This window comes from Leclercia pneumoniae, assembly GCF_017348915.1.
GTDB classification, from domain to species: Bacteria; Pseudomonadota; Gammaproteobacteria; order Enterobacterales; family Enterobacteriaceae; genus Enterobacter; species Enterobacter pneumoniae.
On the sequence record NZ_CP071383.1, the window covers coordinates 1,457,313 to 1,484,116 of the forward strand.

Genomic DNA, 26,804 nt, shown 5'->3' on the forward strand with positions numbered 1-26,804 from the left:
GCGCTTTCTGATACAAAATGGAGGGAGATTGATTTAGCGCAATTTTGGCGGCAGAGACCTACCGCCAGAGGGGTATCAGGCTGAGAAGAAGGCCATCAGAATGGGCACCAGCAGGCTTAGAACAAAGCCGTGAACAATGGCCGCCGGCACCAGCTCCAGGCCTCCAGAGCGTTGCAGGACGGGCAGGGTAAAGTCCATCGACGTGGCGCCGCACAGCCCCAGCGCCGTAGAGCGGCTGCGTCGTACCAGACCCGGAATCAACATAATGGCAATCAGCTCGCGGGCCAGATCGTTAAAGAAGGCGGCGCTGCCGATGACCGGGCCGAAAGATTCGGTCAACAGAATGCCGGAGAGGGAGTACCAGCCGAAGCCGGACGCCATCGCCAGTGCGGTGTTGAGCGGCAGGTCGAGGATAAAGGCATTAATGACCCCCGCCAGTAACGAGCTGCCGACCACCACGACCGCCACGATCATGCCACGACGGTTCAGGACAATCTGTTTCAGGGTCATGCCGCTATTTCTCAGCTGAATACCGACCAGGAATAGCAGGAAGATAAGGGTATATTCACTGGCTTCGGTCGCGTGATGTAATACCGCCCATCCGGTGAGCCCAAGCAGAAAGCCGAGCACCACCACTCCGCATAATTTTAATGACTCCAGCGCCATCGCTATACGCGAGGGTAATTTTTCCTGCTGATGATGGTTTTTCCACGGAATAGTGCGCTCCAGCCATAACAGGGCGGCAATATTGCACAGCAAAATAACCACAACGGTGATGGAGGAGTAATAGAGTATCGCCAGTAAATTGGTCGCCAGGTTATCCAGAAAGGCGAGGCTGATGCCCATAAAAAAAAGAATGACGTAAACTATCCAGCTCAACAGGCGATTAATTAGCTTTAATGCAGCTGCGTGTCGGAGGGGGATAAAGTAGCCTGCTATCAGTGGTAGCAGAATGATTAATAATCCTGAAAACATGAACAACACAATCCTTATTGAGTAGCTGAATAGCGCCGATGACACTACCGAAATAGAGCTGCTCAGTAAAGGTGCAAATGGAAAACCGGGCAGCGCAGAGCCACCCGGTATTATTTTTAATCGCGTTTTTCCAGCACTGTGCGGTACAGCACGCCACCCAGGATACCACCCACGATCGGCATCACCCAGAACAGCCACAGCTGCTCTAACGCCCAGCCACCCTGGAAGATCGCCACCGCAGTGCTGCGCGCCGGGTTAACGGAGGTGTTGGTCACCGGAATGCTGATCAGGTGAATAAGCGTCAGTGCCAGACCGATGGCAATCGGCGCGAAACCGGCCGGTGCGTGTTTGTCGGTAGCGCCATGAATGACCAACAGGAAGCCGGCGGTGAGCACGATTTCAATCACGATGGCTGACAGCATTGAGAAGCCGCCCGGTGAATGTTCGCCAAAACCGTTCGAGGCAAAACCGCTGGCCGCCGCATCAAAGCCTGCCTTACCGCTGGCAATCACATACAGAATAGCGGCGGCAATAATCCCGCCCACCACCTGGGCCACCACGTAGCCAATAATGTCTTTCGCCGGGAAACGTCCGCCCGCCCACAGGCCCAGCGTCACGGCCGGATTGAAATGGCCGCCGGAAATATGCCCCACGGCGTAGGCCATGGTTAATACCGTCAAGCCGAAGGCCAGCGCAACGCCAGTGAAACCAATCCCTAATTCCGGAAATGCAGCTGCCAGAACAGCACTGCCGCAGCCACCCAATACCAGCCAGAATGTACCAAAACATTCCGCCGCTAATTTTCTGAACATAACCACCTCAATGTAAAAACGAGCTTTTTCCATCGCTCATAATTTATCGTCATAAAATATGACGATGTTTAACGGCGTTATTTTAAAAATGAACCGCATGGTTCACCAGTGAAATAAAACCCACAAATTTGATTCAGGGCAATGCGAGGTTATTCCTTTTTTAATTTTCGGGAGATAACGGGCGACGAATATTAATATCTGGCCTCTTTAAATTTCAAATGAAAGTGCCTTGTCATATTCTTATTTTTATATTTGCTGGCATAACTTTCCTGACAATCTTCGACTGTCGGGCCGGGGTTCCTGGCGCTATACTGCTGATAATTTAAAGGAAAGAGTGTCATTGTCCCGGAGGATCTATGCTGCTTGAACGGGTGGAAATCGTAGGGTTTCGCGGCATTAATCGCCTGTCGCTGATGCTGGAACAAAATAACGTCCTGATCGGGGAAAATGCCTGGGGTAAATCTAGCCTGCTGGACGCGCTCACGCTGCTGTTATCATCGGATGCCGAACTCTATCACTTCGTTCGCGATGACTTCTGGTTCCCACCGGGCGATATTCAGGGGCGGGAACACCATCTGCACATTGTTTTGACCTTCCGGGAAACCGATCCTGGCCGCCACAGGGTACGTCGCTACCAGCCTCTTGCCGGGTGCTGGGTGCCTTGTCAGGATGGTTATCAGCGTATCTTCTACCGTCTGGAGGGCGAACTCGCGGACGATGAGAGCGTACTGACCCTGCGCAGTTTTATCGATGCGGAGGGTAATCCCCTGGAGAGGGACAATATCGACGAGCTGGCGCGTCATCTTATCCGTCTGGTGCCGGTGCTGCGCTTACGGGATGCCCGCTTTATGCGCCGCATCCGCACGGGGTCGGTGCCTGCTATGCCGGAGGTGGAAGTTACCGCCCGTGAGCTGGATTACCTGGCGCGCGAGCTGGTGGCGCGTCCGCAAAATCTTAGCGATGGCCAGATCCGTCAGGGTCTCTCTGCTATGGTGCAGTTGCTTGAACACTACTTCTCCGAGCAGGGCTCCTCGCCCGTGCGCAACCGGTTGATGCGCCGACGGTCCCACGATGAGCAGCGAAGCTGGCGTTATCTCGATATCATTAACCGGATGATCGACAAACCCGGCGGACGATCGCATCGGGTGATTCTGTTGGGACTCTTCTCTACCTTGCTGCAGGCAAAAGGGACCGTGCGACTGGACAGGGATGCCCGACCGCTGTTGTTGGTTGAGGATCCGGAAACGCGCCTGCACCCCATCATGCTATCGGTGGCCTGGCACCTGCTGAATTTGCTGCCGTTACAGCGCATCACCACCACCAACTCGGGTGAACTACTGTCACTTACGCCGGTGGAGCAGGTCTGTCGGCTAGTGCGTGAGTCGGGACGCGTCTCGGCATTTCGCCTTGGACCGGGTGGAATGAACGCTGAAGAGAGTCGCCGCATCGCTTTTCATATCCGTTTTAACCGCGCCTCTTCGCTCTTTGCCCGCTGCTGGCTGCTGGTAGAGGGCGAAACCGAAACCTGGGTTATTAACGAGCTGGCCCGTCAGTGCGGGCACCATTTTGATGCTGAGGGCATTAAGGTCATTGAGTTCGCCCAGTCCGGCCTCAAGCCGCTGATTAAATTCGCCCGCCGGATGGGCATTGAGTGGCACGTCCTGGTGGATGGTGACGAGGCGGGGAGAAAATATGCCGCTACCGTCCGTGGGTTACTCAATCACGATCGGGATGAGGAACGCGATCATCTGACCGAACTGCCCGCGATGGATATGGAGCATTTCATGTACCGACAGGGTTTTGCCGATGTCTTCCACCGGGTGGCGATGATCCCCGCCGATGTCCCCATGAACATGCGGCGGGTTATTACTAAGGCGATTCACCGCTCATCCAAACCTGACCTGGCCATTGAGGTCGCGATGGAAGCAGGGCGCCGAGGGGTCGATTCGGTTCCCACGTTACTGCGAAAAATGTTTTCCCGTGTGCTCTGGCTGGCGCGCGGTCGGGCGGATTAACGAAACAGACCGCTCATTTGCGCCGGCACCGCATCCAGTAACTGATATCGGCGGCGATACTCAGCCCGTTTTTTACTGGCGATGTCAGCCTCGCTTTTACGGGGGATGACGCAGGGAATGTGATAATAGCCGCTGGCATCACACTCGCCAGCCACAGAGGCCCAGAAGGCGCTGTAGTCGGCGTGAATTTTATCTTTCTTATCGCGGTAGCGCAGGCTGCGATAGATATGGGTTTCGTTGCTGACTGCCAGGATCTGGTTGACGTTAAACGCCTGGGCAAACTGACAGACGGCTTCCATTACCAGACGTTTCGGGAAGAGACCATGACAAGCCTTGGTCGCCTTCTGAATCTCTTCGTGTGGCAATTCGCGTTTGCCCCCCTGTAACCCGCCGATGAACAGCGTGGGTTGATTCTGGTATTCACAGAGCGTAAAGGTCATCTCTGCCAGCGTCTCTCCGCTGCTGTTACGCATTAAAATCGTGCTGTCGCCCTCTTTATCCAGCGAGATCATCATCGTGAACTCCAGGGTGTAAGTGTCGCCATCTTTGCCCTGCAGCTGCGCCAGTACCAGGCCGTTGCCGCGCAGATAGTTGCGCAGCTCTTCAGGGGAGAGGGTGGCATAGAGGCGGCTGTAGTGATAACGAACGGCGTCCAGCTTCTGCTTACGGGTTAAGTTGGCCGCCAGATAGGGGCGATGCAGGCGTACGGGCAGGCGGGGCTGGCGGATCAACAGCTGATTGAGCTCCGGCAACTGGGCCAGAACGTTCATCCACTCCAGACTTAAACGTGGCATCATTAACGAGCGCAGCAGAAATTTACGGCGGAAGCTGCGATGGTGCCAGAATTTACCCGGCCGCCATTTACCGCTGAGCAGATCAAAAAACAGTCCCAGGCGAGTGAGGGGGCGAGAAGGCGTGAGCGCGTTATCAGTAAGCTGCGACATAGTGAAACCATCCATTATTATTGATGGGGTGATTTCATCATTTGTTAACTTAACGAATTATCAATAACTCTGGTACTCTCATCACTATTCAAACCTTGTTTAACCCCAGTTGATATTAGCCTTCTCATTTTGATGGAACATTCGAAGGAACCAGGATCGTTATGAAGATCAGAAGTAAGCTCAAAAAGCGGTATATCCTTGCTGCGATTATTATTTTCGTTGCGCTGATTGCTGTCTGGAAGACGCTAAATAAACCCACTCCTCTCTACCAGACGCTTATTGTCCGCCCGGGCGAGCTGCAACAAAGCGTATTAGCTACCGGTAAACTTGATGCACTGCGTAAAGTCGACGTGGGCGCACAGGTGAGCGGGCAGCTGAAAACGCTGTCGGTTGAAATTGGGGATAAAGTGAAAAAAGGGGAACTGCTGGGGGTGATCGATCCTGAGCAGGCTGAGAACCAGATCAAAGAGGTGGAAGCGACCCTGATGGAGCTGCGCGCCCAGCGCGGGCAAGCCGAAGCAGAGCGTAAACTGGCCCAGGTGACGCTGGCGCGCCAGCAGCAACTGGCCAAAACCCAGGTCATCTCTCGTCAGGATCTGGATACAGCGGCCACAGAACTGGCGGTGAAGCAGGCGCAGATTGGCACCATTGACGCGCAAATCAAACGCAATCAGGCCAGCCTCGACAGCGCCAAAACGAACCTCGAGTATACCCGTATCGTCGCGCCGATGGCCGGTGAGGTGACGCAAATCACTACCCTGCAAGGGCAGACGGTGATTGCCGCTCAGCAGGCTCCAAACATTCTGACCCTCGCAGACATGAGCACCATGCTGGTGAAAGCCCAGGTCTCCGAGGCAGACGTTATCCACCTTAAACCCGGTCAAAAAGCCTGGTTTACCGTACTGGGTGACCCGCAAACCCGCTATGAAGGGGTGCTGAAAGATATCCTGCCAACGCCGGAAAAGGTCAACGACGCCATTTTCTACCATGCCCGCTTTGAGGTCCCGAACCCAAAAGGGGTGTTGCGTCTGGAGATGACCGCGCAGGTGCATATCCAGCTCACCGGCGAAAAAAATGTGCTGACCGTACCGCTGGCGGCGCTGGGCGAATCGACCGGAGATAATCGCTATAAAGTCAAAGTGCTGCGTAACGGCGAGACCCGTGAGCGTGAAGTCAGCCTCGGCTCGCGCAATGACACGGATGTGGTGGTTGTGAAAGGGCTGGAAGAGGGGGATGAGGTCGTCGTCAGTGAGACCCTGCCGGGAGCGGGTAAATGACCGCTTTGCTTGAACTGAATGCAATTCGCCGGAGTTACCCTTCGGGGGATGGCGAGGTGGAGGTGCTGAAAGGCATCTCTCTGCAGGTTGAAGCGGGGGAGATGGTCGCCATCGTCGGTGCCTCGGGCTCCGGTAAATCCACCCTGATGAACATTCTCGGCTGTCTGGATAAACCCACCAGCGGCACCTACCGCGTGGCGGGCACCGACGTGTCGACCCTCAGTGGGGATGCCCTGGCCAAACTGCGCCGCGAGCACTTCGGGTTTATCTTTCAGCGTTATCACCTGCTCTCGCATCTGAGCGCCGTACAGAACGTCGAAGTGCCAGCCGTTTACGCGGGCGTAGAGCGCCGCAAACGGCTGGAGCGGGCGCAGGCGCTCTTAACCCGGCTGGGACTGGGCGAGCGCGTCGATTATCAACCCTCGCAGCTTTCCGGCGGTCAACAGCAGCGCGTCAGTATCGCGCGTGCTCTGATGAACGGCGGGCAGGTGATCCTCGCTGACGAACCCACCGGGGCGCTCGACAGCCACTCTGGCGAAGAGGTGATGGCAATCCTGCACCAACTCCGCGATCAGGGGCATACGGTGATCATTGTCACCCACGATCCCCAGGTTGCCGCCCAGGCAGAGCGCATCGTGGAGATCCGGGATGGCGAGCTGGTCAGCAATCCTCCGGCAAAGCAGGGCCAAACACGCAGTCAGCAGGTGGCGCTACCGCCCCCCTCCGGCTGGCGCCAGTTTGCCAGCAGTTTTCGTGAGGCACTGACCATGGCCTGGCTGGCGATGGCGGCCAATAAAATGCGAACCCTGCTGACGATGCTCGGCATCATTATCGGTATCGCTTCGGTGGTCTCGATTGTCGTAGTCGGTGATGCGGCCAAGCAGCTGGTGCTGGCCGACATTCGCGCTATCGGGACCAACACCATTGATGTCTATCCCGGTAAGGATTTTGGCGATGACGAGCCGCAGTTCCAGCAGGCGTTGAAGTATGACGATCTGGCCGCGATCCAGAAGCAGCCGTGGGTCAACTCGGCCACGCCGGCGGTGTCGCAAAACTTACGCCTGCGCTACGGCAATATCGATGTGGCGGCCAGCGCTAACGGGGTGAGCGGCGACTATTTCAACGTTTACGGCATGACCTTTAGCGAGGGGGCGACCTTCAACGCTGAGCAGCTTGCCGGGCGCGCGCAGGTGGTGATTCTGGATGCCAATTCACGTCGTCAGCTCTTCCCGAATAAGGCGAAGGTGGTGGGCGAGGTGATTCTGGTGGGCAACATGCCCGCAACGGTCATTGGCGTCGCCGAAGAGAAGCAGTCAATGTTTGGCAGCAGTAAGATCCTGCGCGTCTGGTTGCCCTATACCACTATCTCCGGGCGAATTATGGGGCAGTCGTGGCTGAACTCCATCACCGTGCGTGTGAAAGAGGGATACGATAGCACCCAGGCCGAGCAGCAGCTTGCACGCCTGTTAATGCTGCGGCATGGCAAGAAAGATTTCTTTACCTGGAACATGGACGGCCTCTTGAAAACGGCGGAAAAGACCACACGTACTCTTCAGCTGTTCCTGACGCTGGTGGCGGTCATTTCACTGGTGGTGGGCGGCATCGGGGTGATGAATATCATGCTGGTGTCGGTCACGGAGCGAACCCGGGAGATTGGCATCCGCATGGCGGTGGGCGCCCGGGCCAGCGATGTGCTTCAGCAGTTTTTAATCGAGGCGGTGCTGGTCTGTCTTGTGGGCGGTGCGCTGGGCATCTCCCTCTCGCTATTAATTGCGTTTACGTTGCAGCTCTTTTTACCGGGCTGGGAAATTGGCTTTTCGCCGATGGCGCTGATGACCGCTTTCTTGTGCTCAACCTTTACCGGAATTTTGTTCGGCTGGTTGCCTGCACGCAATGCGGCAAGGCTGGATCCGGTGGATGCGCTAGCGCGAGAATAAGCGAAATAAAAATGCCAGCCGATCGGGCTGGCATTTTGACTGCATGATGTACACAATGAAGCAGAGAGCTAGGCGGTCGCCTCGACTTCGTAGGGCACAATCACACTTGCGTGATTGCCTTTTGGCCCTTGATGTACATCGAACCGGACCGACTGCCCGGCTTTTAACGTTCTGTAACCATCCATTTGAATGGTGGAATAGTGAGCGAAAATATCTTCGCCGCCGCCTTCAGGGCAGATGAAACCAAACCCTTTGGCGTTGTTGAACCACTTAACAGTACCCGTTTCCATGCTTCGACATCCTTCGTAAGTCTTATTAATTAAGATGGAATGAACCGGTGGCGGAGCGGGGGCTGTTCAAAACCTCGCCAACTCTCGCCAGTCTAATTTAGATAAACCAAACAGATCGTCAAGCGTTTGCCGGCGGGGGAAGGGGAAAAATGAACCAAAATTTGAAGCAGTTAACGCTATTGCCGGGTATTGTGACAGACATCGCGGATGGCAATAATAGATGAGAGTTATCTGACAACTGGGGTAGATTGAAGTTATGTATGATCCTCAGTCAGGGCAGCGTACAACGATGATGATGACTGACAATGGGTAAGACGAACGACTGGCTAGATTTCGACAAGCTGGCGGAAGATGAAGTGCGCGACGCGCTAAAACCGCCATCTATGTATAAAGTTATGTTAATGAACGATGACTACACGCCAATGGAATTTGTTATTGACGTGCTACAAAAGTTCTTTTCTTATGATGTAGAACGTGCAACGCAACTGATGCTTGCCGTTCACTATCACGGCAAAGCCATCTGCGGAGTATTTACCGCAGAAGTCGCAGAGACGAAGGTGGCGATGGTGAACAAGTATGCGAGGGAGAACGAGCATCCGTTGCTGTGTACGCTGGAAAAAGCCTGATTCAGGCATGAAAATTGGGGGAGGTGCCTATGCTCAATCAAGAACTGGAACTCAGTTTAAATATGGCTTTCGCCAGAGCGCGTGAGCACCGACATGAGTTTATGACCGTCGAGCACTTGCTGCTCGCACTGCTTAGCAACCCATCCGCCCGCGAGGCGCTCGAAGCCTGCTCGGTGGACCTGGTGGCGCTACGTCAGGAACTCGAAGCCTTCATCGAACAAACCACACCGGTCCTGCCCGTGAGTGAAGAGGAGCGCGACACGCAGCCGACGCTCAGCTTCCAGCGCGTCTTGCAGCGTGCGGTGTTCCATGTCCAGTCCTCCGGACGTAGCGAAGTGACGGGCGCTAACGTACTGGTCGCTATCTTCAGCGAGCAGGAGTCGCAGGCTGCGTATCTGCTGCGCAAACATGAAGTCAGCCGCCTCGATGTGGTGAACTTTATCTCTCACGGAACGCGTAAAGACGAGCCGAATCAGCCATCGGATCCCAGCAACCAGGTCAATAACGAAGAGCAAGCAGGCGGGGAGGAACGTATGGAAAACTTCACCACCAATCTTAATCAGCTTGCTCGCGTTGGCGGTATCGATCCGCTGATTGGCCGCGATAAAGAGCTGGAGCGCGCTATCCAGGTATTGTGCCGTCGCCGTAAAAATAACCCGCTGCTGGTGGGGGAGTCGGGCGTGGGTAAAACTGCAATTGCCGAAGGGCTCGCCTGGCGTATTGTTCAGGGCGACGTTCCGGAAATCATGGCCGATTGCACCATCTATTCGCTGGATATCGGCTCTCTGCTTGCGGGTACCAAATACCGCGGTGATTTCGAAAAACGCTTTAAAGCCTTGCTGAAACAGCTGGAGCAGGACACCAGCAGTATCCTGTTTATCGATGAGATCCACACTATCATCGGTGCAGGTGCGGCCTCCGGCGGCCAGGTGGATGCAGCCAACCTGATTAAACCGCTGCTCTCCAGCGGTAAAATCCGCGTGATGGGCTCTACCACCTATCAGGAGTTCAGCAACATTTTCGAGAAAGACCGTGCGCTGGCACGTCGTTTCCAGAAAATCGACATTACCGAGCCGTCGGTTGAAGAGACCGTGCAGATCATCAATGGTCTGAAAACGAAATACGAAGCGCACCACGATGTGCGTTATACCGCGAAGGCGGTGCGTGCGGCGGTAGAGCTGGCGGTGAAATACATTAACGATCGTCATCTGCCGGATAAAGCGATTGACGTGATCGACGAAGCGGGCGCTCGTGCTCGCCTGATGCCGGTCAGCAAGCGTAAGAAAACCGTCAACGTGGCAGATATCGAGTCCGTGGTGGCACGTATTGCGCGTATCCCTGAGAAGAGCGTTTCTCAGAGCGACCGTGACACGCTGCGTAACCTGGGCGATCGTCTGAAAATGTTGGTCTTCGGACAGGATAAAGCCATTGAGGCCTTAACCGAAGCCATCAAGATGGCGCGCGCCGGGCTGGGGCATGACCACAAACCTGTCGGTTCCTTCCTCTTCGCCGGCCCAACCGGGGTAGGGAAAACCGAGGTGACGGTACAGCTCTCCAAAGCGCTGGGTATCGAGCTGCTGCGCTTTGATATGTCCGAGTATATGGAGCGTCACACCGTGAGCCGTTTGATCGGTGCGCCTCCGGGCTATGTAGGCTTTGACCAGGGCGGTCTGCTCACTGACGCGGTGATCAAGCATCCGCACGCGGTACTGCTGCTTGATGAGATCGAAAAAGCGCACCCGGACGTGTTCAACATCCTGCTGCAGGTGATGGATAACGGGACGCTGACAGATAACAACGGGCGCAAGGCGGACTTCCGCAACGTGGTGCTGGTAATGACCACCAACGCCGGGGTACGCGAAACTGAGCGTAAGTCTATCGGCCTGATCCACCAGGATAACAGCACCGATGCGATGGAAGAGATCAAGAAGATCTTTACGCCGGAGTTCCGTAACCGCCTGGACAACATTATCTGGTTCGATCACCTCTCTACCGATGTGATCCATCAGGTGGTGGATAAGTTCATCGTCGAGCTGCAGGTTCAGCTGGATCAGAAAGGCGTGTCGCTGGAAGTGAGTCAGGAGGCCCGCAACTGGCTGGCCGAGAAAGGCTATGACCGTGCGATGGGTGCCCGTCCGATGGCGCGTGTGATTCAGGATAACCTGAAGAAACCGCTGGCCAACGAACTGCTGTTTGGTTCGCTGGTGGATGGCGGTCAGGTGACCGTTGCGTTGGATCAGGCGAAAAATGAGCTGACGTACGATTTCCAAAGTGCGCAGAAGCATAAGCCGGAAGCGGCACACTAACGTCACTGAAAAGTAACAAGCCGGGTTAACAACCCGGCTTTTTTTTGCCCTCAACCGCTCAAGGCTGGAATTTTGCGAGGCGCTTTCCAGAATAATGAACAGAATATGGCTGGATATAATTACAGTGGTAAAGTGTTTTTATACCGGTATAAGTGGCGTCCTGAGAGTGCGGATAGACATGCGTTAAGGAGGATGAATGGACAGTAACACCCCTTTGGTTTATCCCTACAGCGAGCTAGCGCGTTATCCGGATCTGGTGACCCTTACGGAACGATGCACTTTGCTGACCGAAATTCTGCTCGACAGCTCGTCGCTGCCGCAAATTCAGCCGGTTTGTCGTTGTCTGGGGGCTTATCTTGCAAGGGTACAAGAGACGCTGGAAGGCGCAATGCGCGATTATCAGACTGTAGCGTTCGATGAAGAGTCGGTTCAGTATCTGCCAGAGGGGTGGCGACTGAAAGAGACCGAGGGCCGGTGTGATTACTGCCGGGCACTAAACCATGTGCTACTGGTTTCCCATTTCGACCGCGATATGCTGCCGTATCTGACCCGCTTGCTGCACGATATGACGCTGTCTATGCGTGATGGCCTCGCGCTGCGCGAGCACTGCCTTGTGTTCAAGGTTACTCACTATTAAAACAGTATGACTGTTCTCCTCACCAGTCCTCTCAATCTCATCGTGTGGGATCCCGATGCCGGGAAGTGAGTAGTGGCTGAGAAGCCTCTTTTTTGACCCTCTTCCCACCGCATCAGCGAGGGCGTCGGAAATGTCTTTTATAGTACCCCTTTTAAGGTTCCTCTGAGGAAAGGGGGAAGCGCAGGCAATAAAAAAGGCCGGGAATAATCCCGGCCTTTTTCAATATTCATCTGCCTTAGCAGGCAATAACAATTAGCGACTACGGAAGACAATGCGACCTTTGCTCAGGTCGTACGGGGTCAACTCAACAGTCACTTTGTCGCCCGTCAGAATGCGGATGTAGTTTTTGCGCATTTTACCGGAGATGTGTGCAGTCACCACGTGACCGTTTTCCAGTTCTACGCGAAACATGGTGTTAGGCAACGTATCAAGTACGGTACCCTGCATTTCAATATTGTCTTCTTTGGCCATCTAATCCTCTGGGGTATCACTACCAAGTTTTGAACCGGCAAGATAATGCCGAAATTCATCAATTAAGTAAAGAATTGTGCGGTTAAAACGCAACAAAGCAGCTTCGGCGCATTGCCCGACGTGACGGTACGACCGTACGAAAAGCGCATACGTAAAGGGGAGAAGACAGGATAAACGCCAGGACGTTATCTGATACAAGCTATTCCCAAACGGCGGCGGGGCAACAGGCAGAACCTACTCTGCGGCACCAATTATAGCACCATGATAAAAAAATATGCGCAAAACATTTATCCCCGAGGCATAAATAACGTAGTGGGCACCCAAAAGTTTTGCGGTAATTTTTGCGGACGCATTGTTTCAAGATGCTGTAAATATTCGCGGCGGGTAATCTCCACGGCGCCCAATGACGCGGTGTGGTCATTCAGCACCTGGCAATCCAGCAGCTGACCGCCGTTTTGCACAAAATGTTCGCAAAATACCAGCAGGGCCGTTTTTGACGCATTCACCGCGCGACTGAACATCGACTCGCCACAGAACAGGGACCCCTGAGCGACGCCGTACATCCCCCCGACCAGCGAATCTCCCTGCCATACCTCGATAGAGTGGGCATAACCCAGCTCATGCAGACGATGATAGGCATCAATCACTTCACGGGTGATCCAGGTGCCTTCATGCCGATCGTTAGCACAGCCCTCGATCACCTTGCCAAACGCGTGATTAAGCGTGACGCGATAGGGGGAGCGGCTATGGAAGCGCTTCATGCTGCGGCTGAGATGAAACTCCGTGGGCCAGAGTACCGCCCGGGGATCGGGTGACCACCACAATATAGGATCGCCTGGAGAGAACCAGGGAAAGATCCCCCGCTGGTAAGCCATTAACAGACGCGACGGGCCTAAATCGCCGCCGAGAGCCAACAGGCCGTTAGGTTCACGCAATGCTCCCTCCGGAGAAGGGAACGCAAGAGAGTGGCGAGAAAGCTGGACCAGGCGCATGACAGCAAAACTCCAGTACGCGAGTAAGGATCGGTTCAAATATAAACCCAAATACTTCGCGTTGCAGGAGAGCGACATAGGCGCAATTCTCCAGTGGCTTGCTCAGCAAGTCACTGGAGTGAGCGACGAATCTGCCGGGAGCAGATTTGAACGCTGCTCACAGCGCCACCGCAGAACCAGACCCAGCGATGGGCCCGGTCACAAAGCCAACGTACCTGCAGCTCGAAGTATGACGGGTGTAGACTACAGACGTTGTTTAAACTGGTAGTAGCGACCCTGTTTCGCCAACAGCTCTGCGTGACTACCTTGCTCAATAATATGTCCGTTGTCCATCACAATTATTTGAGCCAGTGCAGCCAGTCCACGCAGGCGATGGGTCACCATCACGAGGGTTTTTCCGCGCATCTCTTTGGCCAGCAAATCGAGAATTTGGCTCTCTGTCGTCGCGTCCAGCCCTTCGGTAGGTTCATCCAGTAGCATAAGCGGTGCGTCATGCAGCAACGCGCGGGCAATAGCCAGACGACGCAGTTCGCCGCCGGAAAGTTGACGTCCCCCTTCACCCAGCCAGCTGTTCAGCCCTTCATCTTCCAGCAGCTTATGCAGGCCCACTTTTTCCAGCATGACACAGAGCCTTTCATCGCTGGCGGCAGGGGCCGCAAGCAGCAGGTTATCGCGCAGCGTGGCGCTAAACAGATGAACACGCTGGGGCACAACGCTCACGGCGTTACGCAGCGCAGCTTCGCTGAACTGAGGCAGGGGGGTGTCATTAAAGCGAATAACCCCCTCCTGCGGATCCCAGGCGCGAGTGAGCAACTGCAGCAACGTCGATTTTCCGCAGCCGGTTCGCCCCAGCACCGCAATGTGTGCACCCGCGGGAATGTTCAGATTCAGACTATCCAGCGCTTTTTGCGCTTTATCGTCGTAGCTAAAACTGACATTTTCGAGCGTGAGCGATAGCCGGGCAGGACACTCACAGGATGTTTCGCTAAAGCGCACTTCCGGCGTCTGTCCGGTGATTTCGGTGATGCGCAGCGCAGAGGCGATAACCTGGCCCAGATGCGGGAACGCACCCGTGACCGGGGCCAGCGCTTCAAAAGCGGCCAGCGCACAGAAGACAAAGAGCGCAATCAGTGCGCCGGGCTGAGTGTTATCACCCACGCCGCCTGCGGCCAGCCACAGCATCGCAACCACGGCAACGCCACCAATCAACAGCATCAGCGCTTGTGAAAGGGCCGTCAGTTCGGACTGCTTGCGCTGAGCTTCGTGCCAGTTAAGCTCGGTATTCTCCATCTGATGACGATAACGCTGGCTGGCGCCAAATACGGTCAGTTCTGCCTGCCCCTGCAGCCACGCTGTCAGTTGCTGGCGATACTCGCCACGCAGATGGGTCAGGTTTTGACCGGTTGTTTTCCCGGCACGATAAAACAGCGGGGGCAATAAAAACAGCGTCAGCAGCATGATCCCGCCCAGCACCAGCGCAAGGTGTACATCAAGCAAGCTCAGCCCCAGCGTCACGACCACAATCACCACAAACGCGCCCACTAATGGCGAAATCACCCGAAGATAGAGGTGATCGAGCGTGTCCACATCCGCCACCACGCGATTAAGCAATTCGCCCTGGCGATAACGCGCCAGCCCGGCGGGGGAGAGGGGAAGGAGTTTGCTGAAGGTATCGACGCGCAGGTGTTGCAACACGCGGAAGGTGGCATCGTGGCTCACCAGACGTTCGAAATATCGGCCGGCGGTACGGGTGATGGCGGTGCCGCGGACCCCGGCAGCGGGCAGCATATAGTTAAAGCTGTAAAGCCCCGCAAAGCCAGCCACGGCGGACGCTGAGAGGAACCAGCCGGAAAGGGTAAGCAGGCCAATACTGGCTAACAGGGTAAGAATCGCCAGAGCGACGCCCAGGGTTAGCATCCATTTATGACGCTTATAAAGCGCAAGATAAGGCAATAACGCGCGCATCAAATATCCTCCTGACGATTGGCCAGCAGGGCGGCAAAGGGCCCCTGCGCCGTAGCGAGCGTGGCGTAATCTCCCTGCTCGACAAGACGGCCATTTTCCATCACCCAGATCTGGTCCCATCCGGCAATGCCTTCCAGCTGGTGCGTCACCATTAACGTGGTTTGCTGCAACGAGGCCGTATCCAGCGCGGACATCACCCGCTGTTCGCTATGCGCATCCAGGCTGGCGCCCGGTTCATCAAGCAGTAAAAGCTGACAGGGGTTGAGCAGGGCGCGGGCGACGGCGATACGTTGCGCCTGGCCTACCGAGAGCCCGGCAGACTGGTCACCCACCCGGGTATCCACCCCGTTGGGTAACAGCGGCAAGAATTCGCTGACCCAGGCGCGATCGAGCACCGATTTCAGCTCCTCTTCGCTGGCATCCGGGCGCGCCAGAAGGACATTTTCGCGCAGCGTGGCGGCAGGCAGCTGCGGGTTTTGCCCAACCCAACTCAGATGGGCACGCCACTCGTCGGGATCCAGTGCCGAAAGTTCGGTCTGGTTAACGCGCAGTGATCCGCTGTAGGCCATAAAACCGGAGAGCGCATTTAACAGCGAGCTCTTGCCAGAACCACTGGTACCCACAAGCACTACGCGTTGACCCGCGTGCAGGGTGAAATTCAGCGGTCCTGCCAGCACTTTACCTTCAGGTGATAATACGCAGAGATCCTCAGCCTGAATGGCTACCGGCTGTGTTGTATTTAGCGTGACATCGCCGCGCTGCGGATGCGCAAGCGGCGTCTCCAGGAAGGTTTTCAGGCTGTCGGCGGCACCCACGGCCTGCGCTTTGGCGTGATAGAAGGTTCCCAGATCGCGAAGCGGCTGGAAAAATTCCGGTGCCAGAATCAGGGCCAGGAAACCTGCAGAGAGCGTAACGGCCGTGCCGTAGTGACCAAAATCAAGGGCGCCGAGATAAGAGAAGCCAAAATAGACCGCTACCAGAGCAATGGAGAGGGAGGTAAAGAACTCCAGCACGCCGGAAGAGAGGAAGGCGAGACGTAAAACTTCCATGGTGCGCTGACGGAAATCCTGTGAGGCCAGGCGAATATTTTCGATTTCCGCATCGCCCCGGCCGAACACCCGCAGCGTCTCCATACCGCGTAGACGATCGAGGAAATGCCCGCTCAGACGGCCCAGCGCCAGAAAATTTCGGCGGTTTGCATCGGCCGCACCCATGCCTACCATCGCCATAAATAGCGGAATAAGTGGGGCAGTGCAGAGCAGAATCAGGGCCGCGACCCAGTTATAGGGGAAGATAGCGATAACAATGAGCAGCGGTACGCAGGCAGCGAGGGCCATCTGTGGAAGATAGCGGGCATAGTAGTCGTGCATATCGTCAATTTGCTCAAGGATGAGGGTTGCCCAGCTCCCGGCCGGCTTGCCCTGAATCCAGGCGGGTCCCGCCTGCTGGAGTCTGTCCAGCACCTGGCGGCGAATCTCATAGCGTATATGCTGCCCCGCATGAAACCCCACCCGCTCACGCAGCCAGACGACCCATGCACGCAGAATAAAGACCAGCATCAGCACGACAAAGGGCAATAACAGCGCCTCGCGCGGAATGTTCTCCATTATCATCATGTTAAGAATGCGGGCCAGCAGCCAGGCCTGACCGACAATCAACAGGCCGCTGATAAAACCCAGAAGTCGGGAAATATTCAGCCAGCGGCGGGAAATAACGCTTTGCTGTTTAAGCCAGCGAGTTAACTCTTGTTGACGGGTTTTTTCCATTGCGTGCTTTGCAGGTGAAGTTATCAGAAATTAGGCACGGCAATGTTACACGCCAGGAAAAATAAAGGCGACCTATGGCCGCCTTTATTTACGTTTGTTACTGACTTGTAAAGATTATTTGCTCTGTTCAGCCAGCCCATCAAGGTAACGTTCTGCATCCAGCGCAGCCATACAGCCGGTGCCCGCAGAAGTGATTGCCTGACGATAAATGTGGTCCATCACGTCACCTGCGGCGAACACGCCCGGGATGCTGGTCTGGGTCGCATTACCGTGAATACCGGACTGCACTTTGATGTAGCCGTTTTCCAGCTCAAGCTGTCCTTCGAAGATGCCGGTGTTTGGGCTGTGGCCGATGGCAACAAACAGGCCCGCCACTTCCAGCGACTCTACGTTATCGGTGTTCTGAGTATCGCGGATACGCAGGCCAGCAACGCCCATCTGGTCGCCGGTCACCTCTTCCAGCGTACGGTTAGTGTGCAGCACGATGTTGCCGCTGGCCACTTTATCCATCAGACGCTTGATCAGGATTTTTTCCGCGCGGAAGGTTTCACGACGGTGGATCAGATGCACTTCCGAAGCGATATTCGCCAGATAAAGCGCCTCTTCCACGGCAGTATTGCCGCCGCCGATGACCGCCACTTTCTGATTGCGGTAGAAGAATCCGTCGCAGGTGGCGCAGGCGGATACGCCGCGTCCTTTAAAGGCCTCTTCTGAAGGCAGGCCCAGATAGCGAGCAGAAGCCCCTGTAGCGATGATCAGCGCATCACAAGTGTAAACACCACTATCACCGGTCAGCGTGAACGGACGGTTTTGCAGATCGACCTTGTTGATGTGGTCGAACAGAATTTCGGTTTCGAACTTGGTCGCGTGCTCGTGCATACGTTCCATCAGCAGCGGCCCGGTCAGGTCATTCGGATCGCCTGGCCAGTTTTCCACTTCGGTTGTGGTGGTCAACTGACCGCCTTTTTCCATGCCCGTGATCAGTACCGGTTGCAGGTTAGCGCGTGCAGCATAGACCGCTGCGGTGTATCCCGCAGGTCCAGAACCAAGGATTAGCAGCTTACTGTGTTTGGCCGTGCCCATGAGATCCCCATTGTTGTTGGCAGACATTTCCCGCGATTGTAGGGAATTTGTCGCTTTAAAAAAAGGGCACAGCGATTTTGTTAACGATATGTGCAATAGCAACCAGCAATCAATCGGCCCGGCAATTACCTTTTTGAGCGAACAACGCATGAACAATCGGTCGAAAGTAAGGCGATAAAATGAGGATTAATGCCCGGTCGTAATGAATATCCGGCATGTTGTACTAAAAATCGATGTTTTGCTTTGACAATCCCCTGCGCTTTTGCGAAAACATTCAAGGAAGAAAAAAATGCGGTCTTTGTGTAGCGCATAGTCATGCACATAATCGCCATTTTTATCCGGTCAGCGAAATCTACGCATGGTGTGGACAGACGCCATACGTGATGTTGATGACAGCCCACGGGCAACGGTCTTCTTACCACATAACCCCAATTGCTATCGCGCAAACTACAAAACAGGCGATGCGATTAACGACGGGTATAGACTCTGAACAGTGAAGTGCACAGGGTCCTGGCAGGAGTTAGGGAAGGAATACAGAGAGACAATAATAATGGTAGATAGCAAGAAGCGCCCTGGCAAAGATCTCGACCGTATCGATCGTAACATTCTTAATGAATTGCAAAAGGATGGGCGTATTTCCAACGTCGAGCTTTCAAAACGTGTGGGACTTTCCCCGACGCCGTGCCTCGAGCGTGTGCGCCGACTGGAAAGACAGGGTTTCATTCAGGGCTATACGGCTCTGCTTAACCCGCATTATCTGGATGCCTCACTTCTGGTATTTGTTGAGATTACTCTGAATCGTGGCGCGCCGGATGTGTTTGAACAGTTCAACGCCGCTGTGCAAAAACTGGAAGAAATTCAAGAGTGTCACCTGGTTTCCGGTGATTTCGACTACTTGTTGAAAACCCGTGTACCTGACATGTCTGCTTACCGTAAGCTGCTGGGTGAAACCCTGCTGCGTCTGCCTGGCGTGAACGACACCCGTACTTACGTGGTGATGGAAGAAGTCAAGCAGAGCAATCGTCTGGTTATCAAGACGCGCTAACACGGAACAGGTGCAAAATCAGCGTACTTTGGTTACACTCCTGTTAATCCATACAGCAACAGTGTCGGTTTACCGGCACTGTTGTCCGTTTTAGCAAACAGGCAGGAAATGCCTGGTACCTGGAGAGCCTTTCTTGAGCCAGGAATATACTGAAGACAAAGAAGTCAATTTATCTAAGCTAAGCAGTGGGCGCCGACTCCTTGAAGCGTTACTGATTGTTACTGCCCTTTTTGCCATCTGGCTAATGGCAGCCTTACTCAGCTTCAACCCTTCCGATCCCAGCTGGTCACAAACCGCGTGGCATGAGCCTATTCATAATCTGGGCGGTATACCCGGTGCCTGGCTTGCGGATACCCTGTTCTTCATTTTTGGCGTAATGGCCTACACCATCCCGGTGATTATCATCGGTGGATGCTGGTTCGCCTGGCGTCATCGTCAGAACGATGAGTACATCGACTATTTTGCGGTCTCGCTGCGCCTGATTGGGGCGCTGGCGCTGATCCTCACCTCCTGTGGACTGGCGGCGATTAACGCCGACGATATCTGGTATTTTGCCTCTGGCGGGGTGATCGGCAGTCTGCTAAGCACCGCGCTGCAGCCAATGCTGCACAGCAGCGGCGGTACGCTGGCGTTGCTCTGTATCTGGGCCGCAGGCCTGACGCTGTTTACAGGCTGGTCATGGGTGAGCATTGCCGAGAAGATTGGCAGCCTGATTCTGAACATTCTCACCTTCGCCAGTAATCGTACGCGTCGTGACGATACGTGGGTCGATGAAGATGAGTACGAAGACGATTACGAAGAGGCCGAAGAGCACGCCGAGCAGCGTGAATCGCGTCGCGCACGCATCATGCGTGGGGCATTGGCCCGTCGTAAACGTGTCGCCGAGAAATTCAGCAACCCGTTAGCCCGCAAGACCGACGCGGCGCTCTTCTCCGGTAAACGAATGGATGACGACGAGCAGGTTGCATACAGCGCGGGCGGCGCAGCCGTTGACCCTGACGATGTGCTCTTTTCAGGCCATCGTGCGACGCCGGGCGATTACGATGAATACGATCCACTGCTCAATGGCCATTCCGTCACTGAACCTGTAGCGGCCGCCGCGGTTGCGACCACTGCAGCGCAAGCCTGGGCCGCGCCAGTGGAGGCGGTTACACCTTCTGCGCCCGTACCGGCACCCGAATCAGCAGTGCAGCAGCCGCTGGTTGACTGGCAAACTGCCCCTGGCGTTCATACCCCTGAGCCGACAATTGCCCCTGAGCCGCAGAGCTATGTGCCGGTTCAACAGGAGCCGTGGCAGCAACCTTATCAGCCAGAGCCGGTTTACGAGCCGCAACCTTATCAAGACTATGAACAACCCGTTGCTCAGCCGTATCAAGAGCCGGTCGCGCCGCAGCAACCGTTAGCGACTGAACAACCGTACGTTGCGCCGCAACCCGAGCCTGAAGTGGAAGAGACCAAGCCGGCTCGTCCGCCTATGTACTATTTCGAAGAGGTCGAAGAGCGTCGTGCTCGCGAACGCGAACAGCTTGCAGCCTGGTATCAACCGGTGCCGGAGCCGAATTCTGCGCCAGTCTCTTCGCAACCCGTTTCTGCACCGGCTATGCCAGAGGTTGATCCGACGGCCTCCGTTTCTCCGGCGGCAGCCGGCGTGAAGCAGGCTACGGTTTCAGCAACCGCAGCCGCAGCGGCCGCTGCACCTGTCTTTAGCCTCGCCACAGGCGGATCCGGTGCACCGCGCGCCCAGGTGAAAGAGGGCATTGGCCCGCAACTGCCTCGCCCGAACCGCGTCCGCGTCCCAACCCGGCGTGAGCTGGCTTCCGCCTCTTTCGGGATTAAGATCCCCTCTCAGCAGCGTCAGCCAGAAGAGAAAAGGGTGGGTGCGGAATACGATGAGGCTGATGAGTTGCACCAGGATGAGCTGGCTCGCCAGTTTGCTGCGCAACAACAGCAGCGCTATGGCGAAGAGTACCAGACTGAGGTGCAGCCTTACGCGTCTCAGAACGAAGAAGATGACGCTGCCGAAGCAGAACTGGCTCGCCAGTTTGCTGCCTCTCAAGAGCAGCGCTATTCAGGCGAGCAGCCGTCAGGCGCGAATCCCTTCTCGTTGTCGGACTTTGAATTTTCACCAATGAAAGATCTGGTGAATGACACCCCGAGCGAGCCGCTGTTTACGCCGAGCGTTATGCCGGAGGCGGAACCGCCTCGTCAACAGTATGCGCCGGCGCCTCAGCAGCAGCCTGTGGCACCGCAACAGTATGCGCCGGCGCCTCAGCAGCAGTATGCGCCAGCGTCTCAGCAGCAGTATGCGCCAGCGCCTCAGCAGCCTGTGGCACCGCAACAACAGCCGCAAGACAGTCTGATCCATCCTTTATTAATGCGTAATGGTGACAGCCGTCCAGTTCAGCGTCCAACCACGCCGCTGCCGTCGCTCGATCTGTTAACGCCGCCACCGTCTGAAGTGGAGCCGGTTGATACCTTCGCTCTCGAGCAGATGGCTCGCCTGGTTGAAGCGCGTCTGGCCGATTTCCGCATCAAAGCCGATGTCGTGAACTACTCGCCAGGCCCGGTCATTACCCGTTTTGAACTCAACCTGGCACCAGGCGTGAAAGCGGCCCGAATTTCTAACCTGTCCCGTGACCTGGCTCGCTCGCTGTCGACCGTTGCGGTGCGTGTGGTGGAAGTTATTCCCGGCAAGCCGTATGTCGGCCTGGAACTGCCGAACAAGAAGCGTCAGACCGTTTACCTGCGCGAAGTGCTGGATAACACCAAGTTCCGTGACAATCCCTCTCCACTGACGGTGGTACTGGGTAAAGATATCGCAGGCGATCCGGTGGTTGCCGATCTGGCGAAAATGCCTCACCTGCTGGTTGCGGGGACCACCGGTTCCGGTAAATCGGTGGGTGTCAACGCCATGATCCTGAGCATGCTCTACAAGGCACAGCCGGAAGATGTCCGCTTCATCATGATTGACCCTAAAATGCTTGAATTGTCAGTTTATGAAGGCATTCCGCATTTGCTGACCGAAGTGGTCACCGACATGAAAGATGCGGCCAACGCCCTGCGCTGGAGCGTCAATGAGATGGAGCGTCGCTACAAGCTGATGTCTGCCCTCGGCGTGCGTAATCTGGCGGGTTATAACGAGAAGATTGCTGAGGCCGCGCGAATGGGCCGTCCGATTCCGGATCCTTACTGGAAGCCGGGCGATAGCATGGACGCGCAGCATCCGGTACTGGAAAAGCTGCCCTATATCGTCGTGCTGGTGGATGAATTCGCCGACCTGATGATGACCGTGGGTAAGAAAGTGGAAGAGCTGATTGCCCGTCTGGCGCAAAAAGCGCGTGCCGCCGGTATCCACCTCGTTCTGGCGACCCAGCGGCCTTCCGTAGATGTCATTACGGGTCTTATCAAAGCGAATATCCCGACCCGTATCGCCTTTACCGTGTCGAGTAAAATTGACTCCCGTACCATCCTCGATCAGGGGGGCGCGGAGTCGCTTCTGGGGATGGGCGATATGCTTTACTCCGGCCCGAACTCTACCTCGCCGGTCCGTGTTCATGGTGCCTTTGTCCGCGACCAGGAAGTGCATGCCGTAGTGCAGGACTGGAAGGCGCGTGGCCGTCCGCAGTATGTGGATGGCATTACCTCCGATAGCGAGAGCGAAGGCGGTGGTGCAGGTGGTTTCGATGGTGGAGAAGAGCTGGATCAGCTGTTTGACCAGGCTGTTAACTTCGTTACCGAAAAGCGTAAAGCCTCTATTTCGGGCGTGCAGCGTCAGTTCCGTATCGGCTACAACCGGGCAGCCCGTATTATCGAGCAGATGGAAGCGCAGGGCATTGTGAGTGAAGCCGGGCATAACGGTAACCGCGAAGTGCTGGCGCCGCCTCCCTTTGAGTAATGCGGCTGCTTATTGCAAAGATGCGTAAAACAGCTAAATTTAAGCATTTTCTTCTGTCACCTGCCTGCGGGCAGGTCCAGAATAGTGGACAAAGAGCGCCCATTCCGGGACGACGTTTTTGAAGGACTAACAATGAAAAAAATCGCAATCGCCTGTGCATTACTGAGTAGCCTTGTCACCAGCAGCGTCTGGGCTGATGCCGCCAGCGACCTGAAAAGCCGTCTGGATAAAGTGAGCAGCTTCCATGCCAGCTTTACGCAGAAAGTCACCGACGGTAGCGGGAACGCGGTACAGGAAGGTCAAGGTGACCTGTGGGTTAAACGTCCTAACCTGTTTAACTGGCATATGACCCAGCCGGATGAAAGCATCCTTGTCTCCGACGGTAAAACCTTGTGGTTCTTTAACCCGTTTGTCGAGCAGGCCACGGCGACCTGGCTGAAAGATGCCACCAGCAATACGCCATTCATGCTGATTGCGCGTAACCAGTCCAGCGACTGGCAGCAGTACAACATTAAGCAGAATGGTGATGAATTTGTCCTGACGCCAAAAGGGAACAATGGCAATCTGAAGCAGTTCACCATCAACGTGAGCAGCAACGGCACCATCAATCAATTTGGTGCGGTTGAGCAAGACGACCAGCGCAGCAGCTATCAGCTCAAATCCCAGCAAAATGGCGCTGTAGACACATCAAAATTCACCTTTACCCCGCCGCAGGGCGTAACGGTGGATGACCAACGTAATAAGTAAGAGGCGTGAGTGGGCAATCTGTCGCTCGATTTTTCAGATAATGCGTTTCAACCTCTGGCCGCCCGTATGCGGCCAGAAAATTTAGCGCAGTACATCGGCCAGCAACATCTGCTGGCTGCGGGTAAACCGCTGCCACGAGCGATTGAGGCCGGGCATCTGCATTCAATGATCCTTTGGGGGCCGCCGGGTACGGGTAAAACGACCCTCGCTGAAGTCATTGCCCGCTATGCCAATGCAGATGTCGAGCGTATCTCTGCAGTGACCTCCGGCGTTAAGGAGATCCGCGAAGCGATAGAACGCGCGCGGCAGAACCGTAACGCCGGGCGTCGCACCATTCTTTTTGTTGATGAAGTTCATCGCTTCAACAAAAGCCAGCAAGATGCTTTTCTGCCGCATATCGAAGATGGCACCATCACCTTTATTGGTGCGACCACCGAAAACCCCTCTTTTGAACTGAACTCGGCGCTGCTGTCCCGCGCGCGCGTCTATCTGCTTAAATCCCTTACAACCGAGGATATTGAGCAGGTACTGACGCAGGCGATGGAGGACAAAGCGCGGGGCTATGGTGGTCAGGATATCGTTTTGCCCGATGAGACGCGTCGTGCCATTGCCGAGCTGGTGAACGGCGATGCGCGTCGGGCGCTGAACACCCTGGAAATGATGGCCGATATGGCCGAGCTGGACGGGGCCAGCAAGCGGGTGTTGAAGCCCGAATTATTGACGGAGATTGCCGGAGAGCGCAGCGCCCGCTTCGATAACAAAGGCGATCGGTTTTATGATCTTATCTCCGCTCTGCACAAATCGGTGCGCGGTAGCGCGCCGGATGCGGCGCTTTACTGGTATGCCCGTATCATCAGCGCAGGCGGCGACCCACTGTATGTAGCGCGGCGCTGCCTGGCGATTGCCTCGGAAGATGTAGGCAACGCCGATCCGCGTGCGATGCAGGTGGCCCTCTCAGCCTGGGATTGCTTCACGCGGGTGGGGCCAGCAGAGGGCGAGCGCGCCATTGCGCAGGCCATTGTCTATCTGGCTTGCGCCCCCAAAAGTAACGCTGTTTATACGGCCTTCAAAGCCGCGATGGCGGATGCTCGCGAACGGCCAGACTACGACGTGCCGGTGCATTTACGCAACGCCCCAACCAAGTTGATGAAGGAGATGGGCTACGGGCAGGCGTATCGCTATGCCCATGATGAGCCCAACGCATACGCTGCCGGTGAGGAGTACTTCCCGCAGGAAATGGCACAAACGCGCTATTATCACCCCACAAACAGAGGTCTTGAAGGCAAGATTGGCGAAAAGCTCGCCTGGCTGGCCGGACAGGATCAAAATAGCCCTATAAAACGCTACCGTTAGGTCCATCGTTGCGGTAATGTTGGCACTGTACACCCGCTCTACTTCAAGCTGCATGTGCATTGGCTGCGCTTGCTTGCCGCCTTCGCGCAGCTTGAATTATCCAGGGTCTATTACTGTGACCGCAGGCTGTGGTTACTTTTTCCTCTTTTAATTCGATAAGCACAGGATAAGCATGCTCGATCCCAATCTGCTGCGTAATGAGCCAGACGCAGTCGCTGAAAAACTGGCACGCCGGGGCTTTAAGCTGGATGTAGATAAGCTGCGCGCTCTTGAAGAGCGTCGTAAAGTTCTGCAGGTACAAACTGAAAATCTGCAGGCTGAACGCAACTCTCGATCGAAATCCATCGGCCAGGCGAAAGCGCGCGGGGAAGACATTGAGCCATTACGCCTGGAAGTGAACAAACTGGGTGAAGAGCTGGATAAGGCGAAAGCTGAACTGGACGTTCTTCAGACCGAAATCCGTGATATTGCCCTGGCTATCCCGAACATTCCTGACGACAGCGTCCCTGTCGGCAAAGACGAAAATGACAACGTTGAAGTGAAACGCTGGGGTACGCCTCGCGAGTTCGACTTTGAGGTTCGCGATCATGTGACCTTAGGCGAGATGCACGCGGGGCTGGATTTTGCCGCTGCGGTTAAGCTGACCGGTTCTCGTTTTGTGGTGATGAAAGGTCAAATCGCACATCTGCACCGCGCGCTGGCGCAGTTCATGCTGGATCTGCACACAGAACAGCACGGCTATAGCGAAACCTACGTTCCGTATCTGGTAAACCACGATACGCTGTACGGTACAGGTCAGCTGCCGAAGTTTGCGGGCGATCTGTTCCATACCCGTCCGCTGGACGAAGAGGCTGATAGCAGCAACTACGCGCTGATCCCAACCGCAGAAGTGCCGCTGACTAACCTGGTGCGCGACGAAATCATCGATGAGGACGATCTGCCGATTAAGCTGACCGCTCACTCACCGTGCTTCCGTTCTGAAGCGGGCTCCTACGGTCGTGATACTCGCGGTCTGATCCGTATGCACCAGTTCGACAAAGTTGAGATGGTGCAGATTGTGCGTCCTGAAAACTCCATGGATGCGCTGGAAGAGATGACCGGCCACGCTGAAAAAGTGCTGGAGCTGCTGGGCCTGCCGTACCGTCGTATGGCGCTCTGTACCGGTGATATGGGCTTTGGTGCGTGTAAAACCTTCGACCTCGAAGTGTGGGTGCCGGCGCAAAATACCTATCGCGAAATCTCATCCTGCTCCAACGTCTGGGATTTCCAGGCGCGCCGCATGCAGGCACGCTGCCGCAGCAAGTCTGACAAGAAAACCCGTCTGGTACACACCCTGAACGGTTCTGGTCTGGCTGTGGGACGTACGCTGGTTGCAGTGCTGGAAAACTACCAGCAGGCCGATGGCCGCATCGAAATCCCTGAAGTGCTGCGTCCTTATATGAAAGGTCAGCAGTTCATCGGTTGATTTGCTTTCAAGCATAAAAAGCGCCTACGGGCGCTTTTTTTATCCCTTTGTTTTGACTCGACGCAATAACCCCTCCCTCTAAAGTAGTAATACTTCCCTGCAGATTTGCCAGCACAAAATACTGCTAAAGGGCTAATCTCGTTATTTATATAAGTATATAGCGGTAACTACCGCACTCTCTTTCTTTGTGAGCAACCAGAGCG

General features: G+C 55.4%; 20 protein-coding genes. 11 read left to right on the forward strand and 9 right to left on the reverse strand.

The window, feature by feature from the left end:
* Positions 1–75 precede the first annotated feature (75 nt).
* Both JZ655_RS06840 and aqpZ read right to left on the reverse strand, forming a co-directional pair.
* Positions 76–975 (reverse strand): LysO family transporter, encoded by a 900-nt coding sequence (locus JZ655_RS06840; protein WP_040076358.1) that lies wholly within the window; start codon positions 973–975, stop codon positions 76–78.
* A gap of 116 nt (positions 976–1,091) precedes the next feature.
* On the reverse strand, positions 1,092–1,787 hold the full coding sequence (gene aqpZ / locus JZ655_RS06845; RefSeq protein WP_207293349.1) for an aquaporin Z: 696 nt from the start codon (positions 1,785–1,787) through the stop codon (positions 1,092–1,094).
* Positions 1,788–2,143: 356 nt separating this feature from the next.
* Between aqpZ and JZ655_RS06850 the strand changes: the two genes are divergently transcribed.
* Positions 2,144–3,802, forward strand: coding sequence for an ATP-dependent endonuclease (locus JZ655_RS06850; RefSeq protein WP_207293350.1), 1,659 nt, complete (start codon positions 2,144–2,146; stop codon positions 3,800–3,802).
* Here the strand turns inward: JZ655_RS06850 and JZ655_RS06855 are convergent.
* Positions 3,799–4,746 carry a VirK/YbjX family protein gene (locus JZ655_RS06855; protein WP_207293351.1) on the reverse strand — a complete coding sequence of 316 codons (948 nt, stop codon included), beginning with the start codon at positions 4,744–4,746 and terminating at the stop codon, positions 3,799–3,801. The two genes, JZ655_RS06850 and JZ655_RS06855, sit on opposite strands and share 4 nt — an antisense overlap.
* Positions 4,747–4,907: 161 nt before the next feature.
* Here JZ655_RS06855 and macA point away from each other — a divergent pair, with 161 nt between their 5' ends.
* Both macA and macB read left to right on the forward strand, forming a co-directional pair.
* A complete protein-coding gene (macA, locus tag JZ655_RS06860) occupies positions 4,908–6,023 on the forward strand; it encodes a macrolide transporter subunit MacA (RefSeq protein WP_207293352.1) in 1,116 nt (371 codons plus the stop codon).
* Positions 6,020–7,960, forward strand: coding sequence for a macrolide ABC transporter ATP-binding protein/permease MacB (gene macB, locus JZ655_RS06865; RefSeq protein WP_207293353.1), 1,941 nt, complete (start codon positions 6,020–6,022; stop codon positions 7,958–7,960). Before macA ends, macB begins: the two co-directional genes overlap by 4 nt.
* A gap of 68 nt (positions 7,961–8,028) precedes the next feature.
* On the opposite strand, the gene cspD is transcribed toward macB, so the two are convergent.
* Positions 8,029–8,250: a cold shock-like protein CspD gene (gene cspD / locus JZ655_RS06870; RefSeq protein WP_040076353.1), complete on the reverse strand. Its 222-nt coding sequence runs from the start codon at positions 8,248–8,250 to the stop codon at positions 8,029–8,031.
* A 305-nt stretch (positions 8,251–8,555) separates the two neighbouring features.
* Here cspD and clpS point away from each other — a divergent pair, with 305 nt between their 5' ends.
* From clpS to JZ655_RS06885, 3 genes are all read left to right on the forward strand, one after another.
* On the forward strand, positions 8,556–8,876 hold the full coding sequence (gene clpS / locus JZ655_RS06875; RefSeq protein WP_046886849.1) for an ATP-dependent Clp protease adapter ClpS: 321 nt from the start codon (positions 8,556–8,558) through the stop codon (positions 8,874–8,876).
* 29 nt (positions 8,877–8,905) lie between these two features.
* The gene (gene clpA / locus JZ655_RS06880) at positions 8,906–11,182 is read left to right on the forward strand and encodes an ATP-dependent Clp protease ATP-binding subunit ClpA (protein WP_040076351.1); all 2,277 of its coding nucleotides are present in this window, start codon (positions 8,906–8,908) and stop codon (positions 11,180–11,182) included.
* 196 nt (positions 11,183–11,378) lie between these two features.
* Complete coding sequence (locus JZ655_RS06885) at positions 11,379–11,819, forward strand: hypothetical protein (protein ID WP_207293354.1); 441 nt, start codon at positions 11,379–11,381, stop codon at positions 11,817–11,819.
* Between the two features lie 252 nt (positions 11,820–12,071).
* Here the strand turns inward: JZ655_RS06885 and infA are convergent, their stop codons facing one another.
* The 5 genes from infA to trxB all read right to left on the reverse strand — a co-directional run bounded on the left by infA (position 12,072) and on the right by trxB (position 18,096).
* Positions 12,072–12,290, reverse strand: coding sequence for a translation initiation factor IF-1 (gene infA, locus JZ655_RS06890; RefSeq protein ID WP_002211347.1), 219 nt, complete (start codon positions 12,288–12,290; stop codon positions 12,072–12,074).
* 287 nt (positions 12,291–12,577) lie between these two features.
* The gene (gene aat / locus JZ655_RS06895) at positions 12,578–13,282 is read right to left on the reverse strand and encodes a leucyl/phenylalanyl-tRNA--protein transferase (protein WP_040076349.1); all 705 of its coding nucleotides are present in this window, start codon (positions 13,280–13,282) and stop codon (positions 12,578–12,580) included.
* A 243-nt stretch (positions 13,283–13,525) separates the two neighbouring features.
* Positions 13,526–15,247, reverse strand: a complete 1,722-nt coding sequence (gene cydC, locus JZ655_RS06900) for a heme ABC transporter ATP-binding protein/permease CydC (RefSeq protein ID WP_207293355.1) — start codon at positions 15,245–15,247, stop codon at positions 13,526–13,528.
* Positions 15,247–17,013, reverse strand: coding sequence for a heme ABC transporter permease/ATP-binding protein CydD (gene cydD / locus JZ655_RS06905; protein WP_207293356.1), 1,767 nt, complete (start codon positions 17,011–17,013; stop codon positions 15,247–15,249). Before cydD ends, cydC begins: the two co-directional genes overlap by 1 nt.
* A 114-nt stretch (positions 17,014–17,127) precedes the next feature.
* A complete protein-coding gene (gene trxB / locus JZ655_RS06910) occupies positions 17,128–18,096 on the reverse strand; it encodes a thioredoxin-disulfide reductase (protein WP_072039526.1) in 969 nt (322 codons plus the stop codon).
* A 550-nt stretch (positions 18,097–18,646) separates the two neighbouring features.
* On the opposite strand from trxB, the gene lrp reads away from it, so the two are divergent.
* The 5 genes from lrp (at position 18,647) to serS (ending at position 26,601) form a co-directional block, all read left to right on the forward strand.
* Positions 18,647–19,141, forward strand: a complete 495-nt coding sequence (lrp, locus tag JZ655_RS06915) for a leucine-responsive transcriptional regulator Lrp (RefSeq protein ID WP_000228469.1) — start codon at positions 18,647–18,649, stop codon at positions 19,139–19,141.
* 133 nt (positions 19,142–19,274) lie between these two features.
* Positions 19,275–23,036, forward strand: coding sequence for a DNA translocase FtsK 4TM domain-containing protein (locus JZ655_RS06920; RefSeq protein WP_207293357.1), 3,762 nt, complete (start codon positions 19,275–19,277; stop codon positions 23,034–23,036).
* A gap of 132 nt (positions 23,037–23,168) precedes the next feature.
* Complete coding sequence (lolA, locus tag JZ655_RS06925; RefSeq protein ID WP_207293358.1) at positions 23,169–23,783, forward strand: outer membrane lipoprotein periplasmic chaperone LolA; 615 nt, start codon at positions 23,169–23,171, stop codon at positions 23,781–23,783.
* A gap of 9 nt (positions 23,784–23,792) precedes the next feature.
* A complete protein-coding gene (gene rarA / locus JZ655_RS06930) occupies positions 23,793–25,136 on the forward strand; it encodes a replication-associated recombination protein A (protein ID WP_207293359.1) in 1,344 nt (447 codons plus the stop codon).
* A gap of 172 nt (positions 25,137–25,308) precedes the next feature.
* Complete coding sequence (serS, locus tag JZ655_RS06935) at positions 25,309–26,601, forward strand: serine--tRNA ligase (protein ID WP_046886841.1); 1,293 nt, start codon at positions 25,309–25,311, stop codon at positions 26,599–26,601.
* The last annotated feature ends 203 nt before the right edge of the window (positions 26,602–26,804 follow it).

What these genes read in the sequence shown, in the direction of transcription:
- JZ655_RS06840 (WP_040076358.1), bottom strand. Translation starts at nt 975, where the DNA reads ATGTTTTCAGGATTATTAATCATTCTGCTACCACTGATAGCAGGCTAC.
- aqpZ (WP_207293349.1), bottom strand. Translation starts at nt 1,787, where the DNA reads ATGTTCAGAAAATTAGCGGCGGAATGTTTTGGTACATTCTGGCTGGTA.
- JZ655_RS06850 (WP_207293350.1), top strand. Translation starts at nt 2,144, where the DNA reads ATGCTGCTTGAACGGGTGGAAATCGTAGGGTTTCGCGGCATTAATCGC.
- JZ655_RS06855 (WP_207293351.1), bottom strand. Translation starts at nt 4,746, where the DNA reads ATGTCGCAGCTTACTGATAACGCGCTCACGCCTTCTCGCCCCCTCACT.
- macA (WP_207293352.1), top strand. Translation starts at nt 4,908, where the DNA reads ATGAAGATCAGAAGTAAGCTCAAAAAGCGGTATATCCTTGCTGCGATT.
- macB (WP_207293353.1), top strand. Translation starts at nt 6,020, where the DNA reads ATGACCGCTTTGCTTGAACTGAATGCAATTCGCCGGAGTTACCCTTCG.
- cspD (WP_040076353.1), bottom strand. Translation starts at nt 8,250, where the DNA reads ATGGAAACGGGTACTGTTAAGTGGTTCAACAACGCCAAAGGGTTTGGT.
- clpS (WP_046886849.1), top strand. Translation starts at nt 8,556, where the DNA reads ATGGGTAAGACGAACGACTGGCTAGATTTCGACAAGCTGGCGGAAGAT.
- clpA (WP_040076351.1), top strand. Translation starts at nt 8,906, where the DNA reads ATGCTCAATCAAGAACTGGAACTCAGTTTAAATATGGCTTTCGCCAGA.
- JZ655_RS06885 (WP_207293354.1), top strand. Translation starts at nt 11,379, where the DNA reads ATGGACAGTAACACCCCTTTGGTTTATCCCTACAGCGAGCTAGCGCGT.
- infA (WP_002211347.1), bottom strand. Translation starts at nt 12,290, where the DNA reads ATGGCCAAAGAAGACAATATTGAAATGCAGGGTACCGTACTTGATACG.
- aat (WP_040076349.1), bottom strand. Translation starts at nt 13,282, where the DNA reads ATGCGCCTGGTCCAGCTTTCTCGCCACTCTCTTGCGTTCCCTTCTCCG.
- cydC (WP_207293355.1), bottom strand. Translation starts at nt 15,247, where the DNA reads ATGCGCGCGTTATTGCCTTATCTTGCGCTTTATAAGCGTCATAAATGG.
- cydD (WP_207293356.1), bottom strand. Translation starts at nt 17,013, where the DNA reads ATGGAAAAAACCCGTCAACAAGAGTTAACTCGCTGGCTTAAACAGCAA.
- trxB (WP_072039526.1), bottom strand. Translation starts at nt 18,096, where the DNA reads ATGGGCACGGCCAAACACAGTAAGCTGCTAATCCTTGGTTCTGGACCT.
- lrp (WP_000228469.1), top strand. Translation starts at nt 18,647, where the DNA reads ATGGTAGATAGCAAGAAGCGCCCTGGCAAAGATCTCGACCGTATCGAT.
- lolA (WP_207293358.1), top strand. Translation starts at nt 23,169, where the DNA reads ATGAAAAAAATCGCAATCGCCTGTGCATTACTGAGTAGCCTTGTCACC.
- serS (WP_046886841.1), top strand. Translation starts at nt 25,309, where the DNA reads ATGCTCGATCCCAATCTGCTGCGTAATGAGCCAGACGCAGTCGCTGAA.